This window comes from Allofrancisella heilbronnii (genome assembly GCF_000710735.2).
Classification (GTDB): Bacteria; Pseudomonadota; Gammaproteobacteria; order Francisellales; family Francisellaceae; genus Francisella; species Francisella frigidaquae.
Window position 1 is genome coordinate 1,687,928 of sequence record NZ_CP144673.1, and the last position, 18,708, is coordinate 1,706,635.

Genomic DNA, 18,708 nt, shown 5'->3' on the forward strand with positions numbered 1-18,708 from the left:
ATAGAAATATGTCCAAAAAAGTAATAGTAGGTATTTCAGGAGGAGTTGATTCTTCGGTATCAGCTTTGTTGTTAAAGCAACAAGGCTATGATGTTACTGGTGTTTTTATGAAAAACTGGGAGGAGGATGATACCGATGAATTTTGTTCTGCTGAACAGGATATAAAAGATGCTCAAACAGTCTGTGACTCTATAGGGATACCTTTTAAAAAAATAAATTTCTCTGCTGAATATTGGGATAATGTTTTTGAGCATTTTTTAACTGAATATAAAGCTGGGAGAACTCCTAATCCAGATATTTTATGTAATAAAGAAATTAAGTTTAAAGCCTTTCTAAACTACGTTCATCTTTTAGGAGGTGAATATATCGCAACAGGACATTATGCTAGAACTAGGGTTGCCAAAGATGGTTCTGTACAATTGGTAAAAGGCTTGGATGATAACAAAGATCAGACTTATTTTTTATACACACTAGGACAAGAGCAATTAAAACAAACACTATTTCCAATAGGTAATATACCAAAAGAAAAGGTTCGCCAAATAGCAAAAGAAAACAAGCTTGTTACTTTTGATAAAAAAGATAGCACAGGAATTTGTTTTATTGGTGAGCGTAAATTTAAAGATTTTTTATCTAAATACTTACCTGCCCAAAAAGGCGCAATTCATGACGAAAATGGAATTAAAATTGGTGAACATGATGGCCTTATGTACTATACGATTGGACAACGACAAGGGCTAGGCATAGGCGGGGTAAAAAATCGTCCAGAAATACCTTGGTTTGCAGCAGCAAAAGATCTAGAAAATAATGTTTTAATAGCTGTGCAAGGTCATAATCACCCAATGCTTTTTAAAAGTAAATTGCATGCTATAGGCTTAAGTTGGGTAGTTGGTATGCCCCCATCAAATAATTTTAAATGTAGCGCGAAAGTTAGATACAGACAAAAAGATCAATCTTGTGAAGTTATGGTAAGTCCTGATGGCACTGTAGAAGTGCATTTTGACCATCCACAAAGGGCTATAACACCTGGACAATCAGTAGTTTTTTATAGTAAAGACGTTTGTCTAGGTGGTGGAATAATAATCTGATTGAGGGCCTAAACTAAATTGTATCATCCAAAATTAATTGAAGTTTCTCTGATTACCTTATTGTTTTTAAGTTTAGTTATGTTTTATAAAAGATACTAACAAAACTTGAAAAAGCGATAATAGCCCCTATACTTTACTAAAGCTATGTTTAGACTTTTGGAGAAAGATTGTGTCAGCATATAATCAATTTAGTGAGCTGCTAGAATTTTTAAATAATAGGGTAGTTGGACAAGAAAATTTAAATAAACGTTTATTAATAGCACTCCTAGCAGGAGGACATTTATTAGTTGAAGGAGCTCCAGGGTTAGCAAAAACTACAGCTATAAAAACTCTATCAGAATGTATAGATTGCTCATACCACCGAGTGCAATTTACTCCAGACTTGTTACCAGCTGATTTGACAGGCACGGAAATATATGTGCCACAACAACAAAGTTTTGAATTTCAATCTGGGCCATTGTTTCACAACCTTCTTTTAGCTGATGAAATAAACAGAGCCCCTGCTAAAGTTCAATCTGCTCTTCTTGAAGCAATGGGTGAAAAACAAATAACTGTTGGTAAAAAGACTTATCCGCTATCAGATTTATTTATGGTAATGGCTACCCAAAATCCTATTGAACAGGAGGGAACTTATCCTTTACCAGAAGCTCAATTAGACAGGTTTATGATGTTCATTAAGATTGAATATCCAGACCCTAAAACAGAAGCTAAGATATTAGCTATTAGCCGTGGAGAAGCTTTAGGATATAGGTTTGAGCATCCTAATATAACTCAAAAAGTGATTTCCACAGCCCAAAAGGAAGTGTTAAATATACAGATGTCTCAAGCTGTAGAAGATTACATTATAGAGCTGATATTAGCGACAAGAAATCCAACTAAATACAGTCAAGATGTAGCAAAATGGATATCTTTTGGAGCAAGCCCAAGAGGTACTATAGCACTTGATAGGACCGCAAGAGCTCATGCTTGGTTATCTGGTAATGATTTTGTGTCTCCAAGTGATATTCATGCAGTCGTGTATGAAGTTTTACGTCATAGAATATTATTGACTTTTGAAGCAGAAGTCGATGGTATAACAACAGATGACGTTATTACCAGTTTATTAAAGGTAGTACCAGTTCCATAGAGGTTAAGCTTAATGAAAAGCTATAAAGGTGTAAAACCTGATATCAATGAGCTATTAAACTACCGTTACCAAGCCAAGACTTTAAAGCTTTTTGCTAGTCAGAGGGTTAATAATGTAAATGCTGGTAGTAGCCTTTCTAAAGCGAAAGGTCGAGGTATGGATTTTGATGAAGTTCGCCATTATCAGGCTGGTGATGACATTCGTTTAATGCATTGGTCACTTACAGCTAGATTAGGTAAGCCTTACACTAAGGTTTACCATGAGGAAAGAGAGCGAAGAGTATATTTTGTATTAGATCAATGTAACACTATGAAGTTTGGTACTAGAGAGTGCTTCAAATCAGTAAAGGCTACAAATGTTCTGGCTTTAATAGGTTTTGGAGCTTTAGAAGCCCATGAAAAAGTTGGTGGAGTAATTTTTGATAACAATGGTTATAACTTTTATTCAGCTAAGCAAGATAAATCGTCTTTATTTAAAATGTTTAATTTTACAATTGCTGAGGAAGTTGAATATCAGACTAGATCTGAAGGCGGTTTAGCTACTGTTTTAAAATTCTTATATTCAAAAATATGTAGTAATAGTGTGATAATACTAATTAGTGATTTTACTAAATTTGATAGCCACGCCCAGCAATATCTGAAGCTTTTGGCTAAAAAAAATCAAATTATAAATATTTTTACTTATGATCCTATAGAAAAAGCTTTACCTGCCTTAGATCTTTATTACTTTAGTGATGGTAAAGAAAAATTTGTTTTAGATGCTGCAAGTAAAAAACAAAATAAAATGTACCAAGATATATACAGTGCAAGATATTCAGCTATAAAAGATTACTCACATAAATATAGGATGGGCTTCGTACAGATAGCAACAAACGATGATTTAGTAAAAACCATTAACCATGGGATAGTTAACTATGCAAACTAATAATCTTTTAGAGCAGTTAAAAGATATTTATCTACCTGCTAGAGTGTCTCAATGGTGGCCATTAGCATACGGTTGGTGGATTGTTATAGGTATTTTTATTGTAGGGCTGCTTTTATTAGTATTTTTTCTCTATAAGAAGAAGAAAAATAAAATATATAAACAGGCGGTTATAAATGATTTTAAAGCTACAATTCAAAAAACTCTTGAAAATAGACCTCAAGAAGTATTGCTGAATATATCTATTTACTTAAAAAGGGTAGCTCTACAAAAATTTCCTAATGAAAACGTGAAAGTGTTGCACGGTAATGCTTGGGTTGAGTTTTTAGATACTAAATTAGACAACCAAGAGTTTTCTAAATCATCCGGTGGCTTACTCGCTGATAGCTATAAACCACAAACCTTAGAAACTGCTCAGCTACAAGAAATAATTACGGTGTCAGAAAAATGGCTAAGGAGAGTTTTATGATAAAAATAGAATATCCTTGGTTTTTGGTACTGATAATTTTACCTATATTAATATATTGGATTTTACCTAGAGCGAAAACAGATAAGCAATTAGCTTTAAAAACTCCTTTTTTCCAGCAAATAAAATCGCAAATTGTAGATAGTAAAAATAGTAATTTTAAGCGTGCTAATTACCTAAAGTATCTATTAGGTATTATTTGGGTACTTTTGGTAATTTCAGGTTCCGGGGTGCAATGGTTTGGTAAGCCAATGGATTTGCCACAAAGTGGTCGAGACCTAATGATGGCTATTGATTTGTCTGGAAGTATGGCTATACAGGATATGAAAAAATCTGATGGTCAAATGGAAAACCGTTTTGACTTAGTAATGCGTGTTGCTAATGAGTTTCTAGATACCCGTAAAGGTGATAGGGTTGGATTGATACTTTTCGGGAGTAAAGCATATTTACAAGCACCACTTACTTTTGATATTCCGACAGTTAAAAAAATGCTTAATGATTCAAGTATAGCTTTACCGGGGCCCCAGACTGCTATAGGTGACGCTATAGGCCTTGCTGTTAAAAAACTGATGCAATACCCGTCTCAATCAAAGGCTTTGGTATTATTAACAGATGGTGAGAATAATTCAGGAGCATTACAACCATTACAAGCAGCAGAAATTGCTAAACAAAATGGCATAAAAGTCTATACAATAGGTTTAGGTGGTGGTCAGATGGTTGTGCAAACAGCGTTTGGTCAAAGAATTATAGATACTTCTGAAGATTTAGATACTAGTGTGCTTAAAGAGATTGCACAAATGACTAAAGGAAAGTTTTTTAGGGCTCAAAATAGTCAAGATCTACAGAAAATTTATCAAGAAATTGACAAACTAGAGCCTGTGGAATCAGATAAAACAGTAGTGCGACCAATTACGTATCTTTATCCATGGAGTTTAGGGGCAGCATTACTACTAAGTTTTATTGTCTCAACTATTTGGCTTAAGCGTAGGAGAGGACTTTAATAATGATGTTGCATTTTTTACGTCCATGGTGGCTTTTAGCTTTGATCCCGGCACTGTTTACTGTTGTTTTCTTATTTAGAAATTCAGCAAAAATAAATAGTTGGGCTAAATATTGTGACAAGCATTTATTAGATCATTTATTAGTAGGACAAGAATCGAGAATTAAAAAATCATTGTTACCATTAGGTTTTTTATTACTTTGGGGATTAGCAATAGTGGCTTTAGCAGGCCCGACATGGAAGTTTAAGGAGACATCCGTATATCAAAAAAGCGTATCGCGAGTGTTAACTTTAGATGTCTCTCAATCAATGGATACGACTGATGTTTCTCCAAGCCGTCTTGAACGAGCGAAGTATAAAATATTTGATATTTTAAAGAGAATTACAGAAGGTCAAGTCGGTATGGTGGTATTTTCAAGTGAAGCTTTTGTAGTTTCTCCCCTTACTTCTGATGCAAAAACTGTAGAGAATTTGGTTTCTGTGTTAAATACAGGTATTGTTCCTGTACAAGGTAATGACATTGCTAAAGCTTTGCAAAAATCAGCAGAGTTAATATCGCAAGCTGGAGCAACTGAAGGACAAATAATTTTAATTACAGACTCTACACCTAATGAGAAAGCCATAGAAGAGGCTCAAACACTCTCAAACAATGGTATAACAGTAGATGTGTATGCTATAGGTACCCCTAAAGGTGGTATAGCAAAAGATAAAAATGGTAATTATCTAAAGGATGAACAAGGCAATATAGGATATTTTGGGGTAAATTTGCCGCAGCTACAAAGTTTAGCTAAAGCTGGTGGTGGTAAGTTGATTACTTTAACAGCTAATAATGATGATGTAAAAGCTTTACTCACAAGCATAAAAAATAATACTGATGCTAAAAAATCTGAGCTGTCATCAGTAAATATCTTCTGGCAAGATGAAGGGGTTTATATAATCTGGATATTAACTATTTTGAGTGCGTTACTATTTAGAAGAGGTTTTTTGGAGAGAATATGTCGATAAAAAAAATCACGCTTATTATGCTTTTGTTACCTAGTTTAGCTTTAGCTAGTACATGGAGTGATATGTGGCAAACTAAAGATCAACAAGGAATGAGTTATTTTGATAAGGCAAAGCATAAAGAGGCCGCTCAAGCATTTGAAAATAATCATTGGAAAGGAGCTTCTTATTATAAGGCTGGGGATTACCAAAATGCATACGATGAATTTAAAAAAGATAGTTCGGCAACAGGGTTATATAACCAAGGAAATGCTTTAGCTCATTTAGGTAAATATAAAGAAGCTATAGATGCGTATAATAAAGCAATACAACAGCGACCAGATTTTGAAGATGCAAAAAATAATTTAGAAATTACAAAAAAACTAGAAAAGCAGCAGCAAAAACAAAATAATTCTCAAGACAATAAAGATAACAAAGATAACAAAGACAACAAAGACAACAAAGACAACAAAGACAACAAAGACAACAAAGACAACAAAGACAACAAAGATAACAAAGATAACAAAGATAACAAAGATAACAAAGATAACAAAGATAACAAAGATAACAAAGACAACAAAGATAACAAAGACAACAAAGATAACAAAGACAACAAAGACAACAAAGATAACAAAGACAACAAAGACAACAAAGACAACAAAGACAACAAAGACCAGTCTCAACAATATGCAGCTGAGCAAACACGAGAAGACCAGCTTAGTAAGAAAGAAGCAGATAAGTTATTGTCGATGATAGATGATGACCCTGGCGGTCTTTTAAAACATAAGTTTGCTAGAGATTACCAAAGAATAGCAGGAGCTAACTATGAAAATTAGTCTATTTAAAATCATTGGTTTTATACTAACGGTATTTATAGCGATTAATATTAGTTATGCCAACGTATCGGCAACTATAGATAGAACTCATCTTGAAAAGGGTGAAACAGCTCAGCTGGTATTACAATTAGATAACTTTGATAGTAAGCCGGATTTATCTGTATTGGATAAGAATTTTATAGTCTATAACACTAGTACTAGTAGCAAAACAACAATTATAAATGGTAAGAAAAGTGTACAATATGAAATGATAATCACTTTAATGCCAAATAAGTCAGGCAACTTAACTATTCCAGCAATTAAGATTGGTAGTCAAAGCACTAAAGCTATTCAGATTAAAGTGGATAAGCCATTATCAAATGAAGAAGAAACTAAATATAATGACCTTTTTGCGATAGGTACGTTAGCAACTACAAAAAGTTATGTAAATGTGCCAGTGCTTTATACACTTAAGTTTTACTATTCAACACCAATATTAAGCCTTCAAGCTAAACCTTTTCAAATTAAAAATTCTGAGATACGTCAGACTAGCCATAGAGTAGTTTACCAAAAAAAGGTTAATGGTAGAATGTATGATGTTCTTGAGGAAAGCTTGTTGATAGTCCCCCATAGTACAGGTAAGATCAATATTCCAGCTATGGTTTTACAAGTGACTATGCCAAATGGGTTTGGTCAGCTAGGGGCTAAAACAGAATATGTATCAACCAAACCTATTAGCTTAAATATAGCACCTATTCCAGATAATGTGGATATTCAAGATTGGTTTCCAGCGTCAAATGTTAGTTTAACAGATAATTGGTCTCAAGAGATAGATATCAAAGAAGGAGAACTTGTTACAAGGACTATAAAAATTACCGCTGATAATGTTTTAAGTGATGATATTCCAAAACTGGAGTTTGAAGCTACAGATGGTTTTAATATCTATGCTGAAAAACCAAAATTAGAAGATATTGAGAATAGTGGCAAACTTATAGGAGTAGCGACATATAAGATTGGTTATATGCCAATAAAACAAGGTGAAGTCACTGTACCAGATGTTAAGCTTAAATGGTACGATGTAGATACCCATAAATCAAAAGTAGCTAAAGTAGCTACAAAAAAATTCAATATACAGAAAGGTAACCTTTCAAACGTTAACCCTTTAGGCTCTCCAATTCCTGATACCCAAATTATTCATAAAAAAGTGGTTGATCCTTTTTGGCGGAACATTGCGATATTCTTTATTATTTTATGGTTTATTACTTTACTTTTACTGCTAAAATGTAAATTTACAAAATTTAGAAAGTCGTCTTATGATGATAGTGTTAAAAGTGTTGCACCTAAAGGGTCAGAAAGCTTAAAAGAAATAAAAAAAGCTTGTTCTAATAAGGATAATATCGCTTTACAAAAAGCTTTGATTAATTGGGCCTCTTTAAAATTTGATAGCGAGATATTTTCATTATTGGATATAGCTGATTTGATGCCACAGCTTTTGCCATTACTAAAAAATCTTAACGCAGCAATATACGCAAATAAAAGTTTTAATCAATACAAAGAGTTATTAGAATTAGTAGATAGTGTAAATAAGGAGCAAAAAATCCTTCAATCTGCTAAATTAATTAAAGATTTATACGAATAATAAAGTTTTAGGATTAATTATGCAAAAAAAAGATTGGAAATATTACTTAGGAATGAGCTTTTTTATACTATCATTTGTACCGTATATATTAGTGTTTTGCATTATGCCTTTTATTGGATTTTCAACTTCTAGTTATCTTGCTATATCATCAGTATTATTAATAAGTGCGGAAGGTATATTTATTTTATCTGTAATGTTGCTAGGTGAAACAATAGTTATGACAATCAAAACAGCTATTGCTAAAGTTTTTAAAAAAACTTTTACTTATAATAAATCTATAAGCTATAAAAGGTATCTTATAGGTATAATAATGTTTTTTAGTAGTTTATTCTATCCGACAGTATTAATGGAGTTAATTCTGTTGTTTGATAAGATTGATCAAGTTGGCAAAGTTAATATGATGTTGATATTGTTTAGTGGGGATATCTTATTTATAGGTAGTTTTTTTGTATTAGGTGGCGATTTTATAAACAAATTAAAATTAGCTTTTAAATACCAAGGTAATTAGTCGATTATTTGTTAAACTAGTAAATACAAACATTAGGTTTATCGTTTTCTATGAAAGTTGAATTTCATGTCTTACAAATAAATAATCTAGCTGAGACTTTAGATGTAGTAGCGCAAAGAGTTATATCAGTATATGACGCTGGTAAAACAATAGTGATACTTGCCCCAGAGGTTGCTGCGAAAAAACTAGACATTAAACTCTGGCAAGCTGGTGAAGAAAGTTTTATACCACATTTTTGCGCTATCAGTGCTAAAGATTATAATACCTTTAAAAATATACCAATCTTAATAACTGATAATATGTTTATAGCTTCTGGTTTTGATGAGCTAATTAATTTAATAGATATTCCTATAGAATTAGAGAAAGTATCTATAAACAACCTTGTTGAATTTGTATACCAAGACCAAAAGGCTTTAGGAGTTTCTCGCAATAAATACATTTTTTATAAGAAACTGGGTTTTGATATAAAAACAGTTAACTACATTTAATCGTAAAGGCTCGATAAATTCCAAAAAATTGCTCTAGCTATTTTTTAGTTTACACTCTCAAATATTAATATTTTCATGCTATAATTTAATTCTATAATTTTTAGGTTAAGCAAATGAGTTCTCTTATAACGCCTCCAATCCTATTTTTCTTTTTAGGTTTTATAGCAGCAATATTTAAAAGTAATATTCACATTCCTAATGATATAAAAAAATTTTTATCTATATATTTATTGATTTCTATAGGTTATAAGGGAGGCTTTCAAATATATCATAATGGCATAGATACTAATGGTATTTTGGTAATAATAATTTGTATGCTATTTTCTTTTACAATGCCTTTTATTTTATATGCTTTTTTACAAAAATGGATTTTAAAGGTAAGAACTGATTCTGTTTTGATAGCTTCATCATATAGTTCTGTAAGTGCTGTGACTTTTATAACTGCAATAAATGTACTTGTGGCAGATAGTGTAAATTATGATGGATATATGATAGTAGCTTTGACTATTATGGAGTTTCCAGCAATAATAGCAGGCACGATGATATATTATCTCTTTATTGAAAAAAAAACAAAGACATATCAACCTACTGTGTTTTTAAATTCTGTTAAGGAATCACTATTAGATTATTCTGTTATATTGCTTGTAGGAAGCTTGTTTATAGGGTTTTTGTGTGGAGATAGTGGAAACATGGATATGTCACCTCTGACTTCTTCGTTATTTAAAGGAATGTTAGCGCTTTTTCTTTTGAGTATGGGTATTTCAGCTGGGGAGCAAATAGGTATATTAAAAAAAGCTGGAGTTAAATTAATAGCTTTCGCGATACTAATGCCAATAGCATTATCATTACTAGCTATTTTGTTAGGCTCTATTATACATCTAGGCGAAGGTAATACTCTATTATTAGCGGTACTTTTCGGTGGAGCATCTTATATAGCTGTTCCAGCAGCAATGTCTGAAACAGTTAAAGGTGGAAATATAGGATTAATGGTTGCTTTAGCATTAGTTATAACTTTTGTTTTTAATATAAGTGTTGGTATACCTATATATTTGTCTATCCTTTCTTAAAATATATTTATTAAAAAGCTTAGATTCTATATTTTCTTTTCCAACCTTGCTAAAATTACCTTCATTAATTTTTCTAAAGCTTACATAGTAATTTACGGTTTTTATAAATGAAAGAGATGAACAAAAACTACAATCCAAAAGAGATAGAGCAAACAAATTATCAAAATTGGGAAGCTACAGGTAAGTTTGCTTGTGGTAACGCTGATTCAAAAGAAACTTATACAATAATGTTGCCACCACCAAATGTAACAGGAACTTTACATATGGGGCATGGTTTTCAGATGACATTGATGGATATTCTTACACGCTACAATAGAATGTCAGGTAAAGACGCACTATGGCAACCAGGTACAGATCACGCAGGTATAGCAACTCAAATGGTTGTAGAAAGACAACTCAATGCTCAAGGCATCTCAAGACATGATTTAGGACGTGAGAATTTTGTTAGTAAAGTTTGGGAATGGAAAGAGCTTTCAGGTGGTACGATTACGTCGCAAATGCGTAGAATAGGCACTTCACCAGACTGGGAAAGAGAAAGGTTTACAATGGATGAGGGTCTTTCTGATGCGGTTAAGAAATGTTTTATCAAACTATATGAAGATGGTTTAGCTTATCGTGGAGAGAGATTAGTAAACTGGGATCCTAAGCTAAAGACAGCTGTATCTGACTTAGAAGTTGCTCAGGTAGACAAGCAAGGTTCGCTTTGGCATTTTGTATACCCAGTAGCTAATAGTGATGAAAAAATTATAATTGCTACAACTCGTCCTGAAACAATGCTAGGCGATATGGCAGTTGCAGTTCATCCAGAAGATGAAAGATATACTCATCTTGTTGGTAAAATGATAAATCTACCACTTACAGATAGACAGATTCCAATTATTGCCGATGATTATGTAGAAAAAGATTTTGGTACTGGTTGTGTTAAGATTACTCCTGCTCATGATTTTAATGACTATGAGATGGGTAAAAGACATAATCTGCCAATATTCAATATCTTAAATGATGATGCTAGTCTAAACTCGCAAGTTCCCGAAAAATACCAAGGTTTAGATAGATTTGAGGCACGTAAGCGAATAGTTGCAGATATGGAAGCTTTAGGTCTTTTAGATAAGATTGAGCCTCATGCCCTAAAAATACCAACCGGTGATAGAACAGGTGAGGTTTTAGAGCCATATCTAACTAAACAATGGTTTGTTAAGGCTGATGTGCTTGCTAAGCCTGCAATAGAAGCTGTAGAAACAGGTAGGGTTAGATTTGTACCAGATAACTGGAAAAATACTTACTTTGCGTGGATGAGAGATATTCAAGATTGGTGCGTATCTCGTCAGTTATGGTGGGGTCATAGAATTCCAGCTTGGTACGATGAAGCGGGTAATGCTTATGTGGGCGAAGATGAGGTAGATGTTAGAGCTAAATATAGTCTGGCTGATGATGTGACTATAAAGCAAGATGAAGATGTCTTTGATACTTGGTTTTCATCTGCATTATGGCCATTTAGTACATTAGGTTGGCCTGAGAAGACTCCTGAGTTAGCAAAATATTATCCAACAAGCGTACTTGTGACTGGCTTTGATATTATCTTTTTCTGGGTTGCTAGAATGATGATGTTTGGCATGTACTTTATGAAAGATGTGCCATTTAGAGATATTTATATTACAGGTCTTATCCGTGATAGCGAAGGTCAGAAGATGTCAAAATCTAAAGGTAATGTTTTAGATCCTGTAGATTTGATAGATGGTATTTCATTAAATGATTTACTTAAGAAAAGAACTACTGGTCTGATGCAACCACAAATGAAAGCTAAGATTGAGAAAGCGACTAAGAAAGAATTCCCAGAAGGCATAAGTGCTTATGGTGCCGATGCGGTGAGATTCACTTATGCAGCTTTAGCATCGACATCGCGTGATATTAGCTTTGATACGGCTAGAGTTGAGGGTTATCGTAACTTCTGTAACAAGCTTTGGAATGCTTCAAGATTTGTAATGATGAACCTTGATGATTATAAGGTTTGTGGTAACTATGAGCTAGATGTTGCAGATAAATGGATGTGGAGTGTTTTAAACACAGCAGTTGCTGATGTACATAGGCATTTGGATAACTATCGTTTCGACTTAGTATCAAATACTATTTATGATTTGGTATGGAATAACTATTGTGATTGGTATGTTGAGTTTACTAAAGTCGCTTTGAAAGATGAGTCACTATCTGAAAGCCAAAAAAATGGCGTTAAATATACACTTACTAAAGTTTTAGAAAATATCCTTGCTTTAGCACATCCGCTGATACCATTTATTACGGAAAGTGTTTACCAGCAGTTAAAGGCGCACTTAAATGATGCTAAAGAAACAATTATGGATGTATCTTACCCTGTAGTTGCTCAAGACTTAGAGGCACCAGGAGCTGAAAAGGTCATAACATGGTTACAAACTGTAGTGACTACTTTGCGTAATATGCGTAGTGAAGTTGGTATCAAGCCATCTTTAGAGATTTCTTTAATTGTTAAAGATGTTGCAGATAAGGATAAAGAGTATCTAGCACAAACTCAAGGATTTATAAAAGCTTTAGCTAAAGTCAAAGATATTGAGTTTAATGATAATCCACCAACTTCTTTATCACAAATTGTTGAAGGGCTTGAGTTAAATATTCCATTAGCAGGGTTAGTTGATATTGAAGCTGAGAAAGCAAGGTTAGATAAAGAATTAGACAAGCTAAAAAGCGAAGTTGATAGGGTACAAAAGAAGCTATCTAATGAAAGATTTGTCTCAAATGCTCCAGAGATTGTAGTTGCTGCAGAAAAAGAAAAGCTTGCTAAGTATCAAGAGCTTTATGCTAAAGTTTTAGAGAAAAAAGAAGCTTTGAAGTGATTTTCAAGAGTTAGTTTTATATGATTTAAATTAGTCTAGATATATAAGAAAACAATTTATTTTTACCATAATTTCTAACTTTTTCTAACTTTTTATAACATTCACCAGATCTTATAAGAGCTAAAATATTTTCGGTATTTTCTACTAAATTACTTTTATCAAAAAGTTTCATCATTAAAGCAACGTTAACTGCCACAGCACTATTTTGAGCTTGTGTGCCTTTACCTAACAATATTTGTTTTATAATTTGAGCATTTTCTGCTGGGGAGCCACCTTGAAGTTCTTTAATATCAAAAAGATCTATACCAAAATCACTTGGTTTTAGTGTATATTCTTTTATACCGTTTTTGTTAACTTCTGCTACATAAGTTATATCATGTATAGCTACTTCATCTAAACCACTTCCATGAACTACTATAGCTTTTTGTGTATCCATTTGGGATAGAGTTTTTGCCATTGGCAAAATTAAATCTTTTGAATAAACTCCTATTAGAGCCTTTTTAGGGCGAGCAGGATTTATTAAAGGTCCAAGAACATTAAATATTGTTCTAGTTTTTAATATAGATCTAGCTTCTTTAACATATTTAAAACCATCATTATAAAAGGGTGCAAATAAAAAACCTAAATTATTTTCTTCTATACTTTTTTTAGTTTTTTCAGGTGAAAGATTTATATCTACACCTAACGTTTCTAGTAAATCAAAAGAGCCTGATTTACTAGAAACACTTCTACCACCATGTTTTGCAACTTTAAAGCCTGCTGTTGCAGCTACAATAGCAGCTGTAGTTGATATATTAATAGTACTAAAGCCATCTCCACCTGTACCTACAATATCTACTACGTTATTATCCATTTCAGGAAATTTTTTAGCATTATTCACCAAAGCATTTGCTGCTGCTGATATCTCTACTGGTGTTTCTTTTTTTAGTTTAAGGGCAATTAAAATACTAGTTTGTAAAGCTACAGGAATATCACCTTTTATAAAAAAATCAAATAACTGATAGCTTTCTTCGTATGTTAAATCTTCTAAATTATAAAGCTTATTTTTTATATTATCTAAACTAATCATTTTGTATCCAGTTTATGATATTTTTTAAAAGTTTTGTTCCTTGAGTTGTCATTATTGATTCTGGGTGAAATTGTAGACCACAAATTTTATTTTCATCATCGACTACAGCCATCACTAAATCATTTACTTCAGCTGTAACTTTTAAGTCCATAGGTACTTTTACAGCTACTAGAGAATGGTATCTAGCAACTGTTAAAGGGGATCCTAAACCTTTAAAAATAATATGGTTATTGTGTTTAACCCTAGCTACTTTGCCATGTACGATTTCATTAGCATGAGAAACAATGCCACCATAAGCTTCAACAATAGCTTGATGTCCTAAACATATACCTATAACAGGTACTTTACCTTTTATTTTCGATATTAGAGGAACAATATACCCAGCTTGACTAGGATTACCTGGACCTGGAGATATAACGACTATAGGATTTTTTGTAGCATTTATTTTTTCCAATAAAAACTCTAGTTCTAAATTATTCCTATAAACTTCCACTTGATTACCTAAAGATTTAAATTCATCTACTAAGTTATAAGAAAAAGAATCAAAGTTATCTATAAATATAATATTAGCCATGTGCTTCTCCATGTACATTTTTAATAGCTGATATTACTGCTTGTGCTTTAGTTCTTGTTTCATCAGCTTCTGCTATTGGTATAGAATCTAAAACAACCCCTGCTCCTGCTTGAATTTCAGCAATATCATTTTCAACATAAGCAGAACGAATAACTATACAACTATCTAAATCACCATAGCCATTTATATATCCAACAGCTCCACCATAGCTACCTCTTGTTTGCTGTTCAACTTCAGATATTAGCTGCATGGCCTTTATTTTAGGAGCGCCAGTAAGGGTACCCATATTCATACATGCTTGGTAGGCATGTAAAGCATCTAAATCATCAGCTAATTGCCCAACTACTCTAGATACCAGATGCATTACATGACTATATCTATCTACTTTCAATAAATCAGCTAAAAAACGTGTACCTGTCTTAGATATTCTAGCAATATCATTTCTTGCTAAATCAACTAGCATCATATGCTCAGCATTTTCTTTAGTATCTAACCTAAGCTCTAACTCTATACGGCTATCTAAATCATAATTTATGCTGCCATCTACATTTTTACCTCTACGGCGAGTACCAGCTATAGGGTATATTTCTACTTGGTTAGTTTTAGTTTCATATTTTAAAGCACTTTCTGGAGATGCTCCAAATAATATAAAATCTTCATCTTGCATGTAAAACATATATGGACTAGGGTTTGTACGTTTAAGTTCTCTATAAACTTCTAAAGAATTTTGACATGGCAAATAAAAGCTTCTCGATGGAACTACTTGAAATATATCGCCATTAACAATATGAGTTTTTAATTTATCTACCACATTACAAAATTCCCTGTCATTTATAGATATTTGTGGTTCTAAATTTTTTATTTTAGTTATTTGTGTTTGAAAATCGTGTTTAAGACTTTTCTTTATTTCTTCAAGGCTTTTATCCAATTGACTTTGTATTTTTTCATCAAAGCTATTTGTCTGGATAAATGATTTTTTTTGCTGATGATCACTAACTAAAATAGTTTCCGCTAAATAAAAAACGTAGTCAGGGCATTTATTCTTTCTTTCTACTTTACCTATATCTTCAAAATTTCCTACTAAATCATAGGCAAATAACCCAGCTAAAAATACACTATAATCATTAGTTATTTTAAAGGTATCCTTTATTAACCTTAAAGCGTCAAATACAGAATTTTGCTTAAGTTTTTGATGCTCATCTAAATTAATAGATTTGTTTTTTTCAAAATTCAATATTAATTGATTTTCTGAAGTATAATTATGGCTAATATTATCTTTTAGATTTTTAGCTATAGATTGTATTGCATATTCACCATTTTTTGACAAAGCTTTTATAACTACTTTATTAGCTATACACGATATTCTTAAAGCACTATCTATTACCAAAATGCTTTTTAATCTATCCTTAGTGTTTATTTCTGCAGATTCTAATAAAATGTTGTTTTTTTTACCAATACAACTATTAGCAAAACATTTATTTAAATCCTCTTGGTAGTCTATACTGTAAATATGTGATGCTAAAAATTTTTTTGGCTCTTTAACTGACATTTATTCACCTATTTTTTAATATTTTCACTAAATATTTTTTTTACTCTTGTAGGACAATCTTTTAAAGCATTAGAACACCTAGTAACTGTACAAATACTAATACCTATTTCTTTAGAAATTTCTCTTTGAGATTTAGATTTCTTTATAAGCTCTTTAGTTAAAAGAACTCTCTTACTTAACTGCTCTTTTTCTTCTTTTGTTAATAAAAAATCACAAATTACACTAATATCTTGTGGATCTGTATTTTCTGATAAAATATTAACCAGTTGTTGCCAACCATCTTTAATTGTGTTCATAGATTTAAAACTATTTACGTATTTTTGTAATGTTACATCATTACAAATTAAATAACAATATTTCCATTTTCTGAAATCTAACGAAAGTATAGCTTACTCATACGAAAAAGTATTTCGCTAACCTCGTGCTTGCCCCGGAAATCTCCTGAAATAGATTAAAATCCAGTTTTTTCATTATTGTGCTCCACTTCTTCTTGGTTAGCTATAGATAGAAAAAAGTACTCTATAGATTCTTAAATTAAATAATTACAAAGACAAATAAATTAAGGTTTAGTATTAAATATCAGAAGTAAAAAGGGGAAAAACTGAATTTAAAAACTAAACCTCAAGATAAATATGGCGGAATGGACGGGACTCGAACCCGCGACCCCCTGCGTGACAGGCAGGTATTCTAACCAACTGAACTACCACTCCGTTATGGTGCCGACTGCCGGAATCGAACTGGCGACCTACTGATTACAAGTCAGTTGCTCTACCTATTGAGCTAAGTCGGCGACTATGAGTTAGTATTATAGCTTTTTTAAAAAAACTGTCAACAAAGTTTTTATAATTTTTTCTAATTTAATGGAATAATATCATATTGATTGTAAATATGACTATTTTCAGCTTTTAGGTGAATATTTTTACCTATTTCTAATTCCAATTCTCCAAGCCATATAGATTCTTCTTTTTGTATGTAATCAATTATTTTTTCAGATGAAATCAATAAAAAGCCATTGTAATTAGGATAGTTTTTAGATTCAGATTTTACCTCTCTAAAAATATCATAACAGATTGTTTGTAGTGTTTTAGTACTACCTTTACCTTTACAATACTCACAAGGTTGACATAATGTCCTAGCTAGACTTTCATTAACCCTTTTCCTGGTCATTTCAACTAAGCCTAGCTCCGATATATCACTAACCTTGGTCTTTGCCTTATCAAGCTCTAATTCCTTCTTTAAAGCCTCTAAAACTTGAATTCTATGAGATTCATCCATCATATCTATAAAATCTATAATTATTATGCCTCCTAGATTTCTTAATCTAAGATGTCTGGCTATTTCTTTCGTGGCTTCTAGATTTGTTTTAAAAATAGTTTCTTCAAGATTTTTAGAACCTATAAAACCACCTGTATTTATATCTATAGTTATCATAGCTTCAGTTTGCTCAATAACTAAATAACCTCCAGATCTTAGATATACAGTTTTTTCTAAAGCTTTATTTATCTCTGCATCTATATCATACTCTTCAAAAATATTATGTTTCTGGTAAAGCTCTATTTTATCTCTAAGTCCAGGGATATATCTGTCTGCAAAATGGCAAATTTCTTTATATGAATCTATATTGTCTACTAATATTTTATTTGGATTATCATTAGCAAAAATATTTATAGTTTTAATTATTAAGCTAAAATCTTCATAAACAACTCCAGGCTTAATAATGGTACTTGAATTGTCCAATATGTCTTGCCATAAGTTATTTAAAAATTTTATATCATTTTGTAAATCTTCAAAACTAGCTCCTTCAGCAGCAGTTCTTAATATATAACCACGAGGGTTTTCACTCATAGTTATTTTTTGGATTAATTGTATTAATCTTTGTTTTTCTTCTTGTTTAGTTATTTTTAATGATACTCCTATATGATCTAAATCAGGTAAAAACACTAAAAATCTTGATGATACTGATAAATGAGAAGTAAGTTTAACCCCTTTATTACCTATACTTTCTTTGACTACTTGAACAAGTACTTCTTGACCTTCACGTAACCACTTATTGATATCTTCTTCGTTTAATTTGTTTAGCTTAACTTTTTCATCTTGTTCTTGATCTTCTTTTTCTAAAGGCAAAACTTCAGATAAATGTAAAAAACCTGCTTTTTCTAAACCTATATCAACAAAAGCAGCTTGCATTCCTGGTAAAACTCTTATTATTTTACCTTTGTAAATATTTCCTACTATTCTTTTTCTATCATCTCTTTCTATGAAAATTTCTTTTAAAACATTGTTTTCTTTGATAGCAATTCTTTGTTCATAATGGTTTATATTTAAAAATATTTCTGTATTTATAGACATTTCTTTAAAAGCTTTTTTTTATTAACATTTATTATATACAATTTTTTTAATTTTCTTAAAATCTCTTTTTTTACTCTTTCCTATTTATATAAAGTTATTTATTCTTTTTATATATTATTATTTATTATGCAAGCAAAAACTTGTGGATACTTTTATGAAAACCTTTTAAATAAAGGGATTTATGAGAAGAATAAAAAAAGTATAAGC

The 18,708-nt window shown here is 31.7% G+C and carries 17 protein-coding genes and 2 tRNA genes; 12 read left to right on the forward strand and 7 right to left on the reverse strand.

Annotation, left to right across the window (positions count from 1 at the left end):
- The first annotated feature begins 8 nt into the window (after positions 1-8).
- The 12 genes from mnmA (at position 9) to FRA_RS07955 (ending at position 12,960) form a co-directional block, all read left to right on the forward strand.
- On the forward strand, positions 9-1,085 hold the full coding sequence (gene mnmA / locus FRA_RS07900) for a tRNA 2-thiouridine(34) synthase MnmA (RefSeq protein ID WP_035720526.1): 1,077 nt from the start codon (positions 9-11) through the stop codon (positions 1,083-1,085).
- Between the two features lie 169 nt (positions 1,086-1,254).
- On the forward strand, positions 1,255-2,211 hold the full coding sequence (locus tag FRA_RS07905; RefSeq protein WP_035720527.1) for an AAA family ATPase: 957 nt from the start codon (positions 1,255-1,257) through the stop codon (positions 2,209-2,211).
- Between the two features lie 12 nt (positions 2,212-2,223).
- Positions 2,224-3,135 carry a DUF58 domain-containing protein gene (locus tag FRA_RS07910; RefSeq protein WP_035720529.1) on the forward strand — a complete coding sequence of 304 codons (912 nt, stop codon included), beginning with the start codon at positions 2,224-2,226 and terminating at the stop codon, positions 3,133-3,135.
- Complete coding sequence (locus tag FRA_RS07915) at positions 3,125-3,601, forward strand: DUF4381 domain-containing protein (RefSeq protein ID WP_035720531.1); 477 nt, start codon at positions 3,125-3,127, stop codon at positions 3,599-3,601. Before FRA_RS07910 ends, FRA_RS07915 begins: the two co-directional genes overlap by 11 nt.
- Entirely contained in the window at positions 3,598-4,599 is a 1,002-nt protein-coding gene (locus tag FRA_RS07920; protein WP_035720533.1) for a VWA domain-containing protein, read from the forward strand. Before FRA_RS07915 ends, FRA_RS07920 begins: the two co-directional genes overlap by 4 nt.
- A 2-nt stretch (positions 4,600-4,601) precedes the next feature.
- On the forward strand, positions 4,602-5,603 hold the full coding sequence (locus FRA_RS07925) for a vWA domain-containing protein (RefSeq protein ID WP_035720535.1): 1,002 nt from the start codon (positions 4,602-4,604) through the stop codon (positions 5,601-5,603).
- Entirely contained in the window at positions 5,594-6,415 is an 822-nt protein-coding gene (locus FRA_RS07930) for a tetratricopeptide repeat protein (RefSeq protein WP_035720537.1), read from the forward strand. The genes FRA_RS07925 and FRA_RS07930 overlap by 10 nt, the downstream gene beginning before the upstream one ends.
- The gene (locus FRA_RS07935; RefSeq protein ID WP_035720539.1) at positions 6,405-8,033 is read left to right on the forward strand and encodes a BatD family protein; all 1,629 of its coding nucleotides are present in this window, start codon (positions 6,405-6,407) and stop codon (positions 8,031-8,033) included. Before FRA_RS07930 ends, FRA_RS07935 begins: the two co-directional genes overlap by 11 nt.
- 19 nt (positions 8,034-8,052) lie before the next feature.
- Positions 8,053-8,541 carry a transporter suffix domain-containing protein gene (locus tag FRA_RS07940; RefSeq protein WP_035720540.1) on the forward strand — a complete coding sequence of 163 codons (489 nt, stop codon included), beginning with the start codon at positions 8,053-8,055 and terminating at the stop codon, positions 8,539-8,541.
- A gap of 50 nt (positions 8,542-8,591) precedes the next feature.
- Positions 8,592-9,029, forward strand: a complete 438-nt coding sequence (locus FRA_RS07945) for a DNA polymerase III subunit chi (protein WP_035720542.1) — start codon at positions 8,592-8,594, stop codon at positions 9,027-9,029.
- Between the two features lie 113 nt (positions 9,030-9,142).
- Entirely contained in the window at positions 9,143-10,096 is a 954-nt protein-coding gene (locus FRA_RS07950) for a sodium-dependent bicarbonate transport family permease (RefSeq protein WP_035720544.1), read from the forward strand.
- A gap of 107 nt (positions 10,097-10,203) precedes the next feature.
- On the forward strand, positions 10,204-12,960 hold the full coding sequence (locus FRA_RS07955; RefSeq protein ID WP_081835938.1) for a valine--tRNA ligase: 2,757 nt from the start codon (positions 10,204-10,206) through the stop codon (positions 12,958-12,960).
- Between the two features lie 25 nt (positions 12,961-12,985).
- Here FRA_RS07955 and trpD read toward each other — a convergent pair whose 3' ends face one another.
- The 7 genes from trpD to FRA_RS07990 form a co-directional block, all read right to left on the reverse strand.
- Positions 12,986-14,029 (reverse strand): anthranilate phosphoribosyltransferase, encoded by a 1,044-nt coding sequence (trpD, locus tag FRA_RS07960; protein ID WP_035720546.1) that lies wholly within the window; start codon positions 14,027-14,029, stop codon positions 12,986-12,988.
- Positions 14,022-14,603, reverse strand: a complete 582-nt coding sequence (locus FRA_RS07965) for an aminodeoxychorismate/anthranilate synthase component II (RefSeq protein WP_035720548.1) — start codon at positions 14,601-14,603, stop codon at positions 14,022-14,024. Before FRA_RS07965 ends, trpD begins: the two co-directional genes overlap by 8 nt.
- Positions 14,596-16,152 (reverse strand): anthranilate synthase component 1, encoded by a 1,557-nt coding sequence (locus tag FRA_RS07970; RefSeq protein WP_035720550.1) that lies wholly within the window; start codon positions 16,150-16,152, stop codon positions 14,596-14,598. Before FRA_RS07970 ends, FRA_RS07965 begins: the two co-directional genes overlap by 8 nt.
- Positions 16,153-16,160: 8 nt before the next feature.
- Positions 16,161-16,448 (reverse strand): trp operon repressor, encoded by a 288-nt coding sequence (gene trpR, locus FRA_RS07975; RefSeq protein ID WP_035720552.1) that lies wholly within the window; start codon positions 16,446-16,448, stop codon positions 16,161-16,163.
- 337 nt (positions 16,449-16,785) lie between these two features.
- A tRNA-Asp gene (locus tag FRA_RS07980) sits at positions 16,786-16,862 on the reverse strand.
- A gap of 4 nt (positions 16,863-16,866) precedes the next feature.
- Positions 16,867-16,942: transfer RNA gene (locus tag FRA_RS07985), tRNA-Thr, on the reverse strand.
- Between the two features lie 62 nt (positions 16,943-17,004).
- Positions 17,005-18,501, reverse strand: coding sequence for an Rne/Rng family ribonuclease (locus FRA_RS07990; RefSeq protein WP_035720554.1), 1,497 nt, complete (start codon positions 18,499-18,501; stop codon positions 17,005-17,007).
- Positions 18,502-18,708 lie beyond the last annotated feature (207 nt).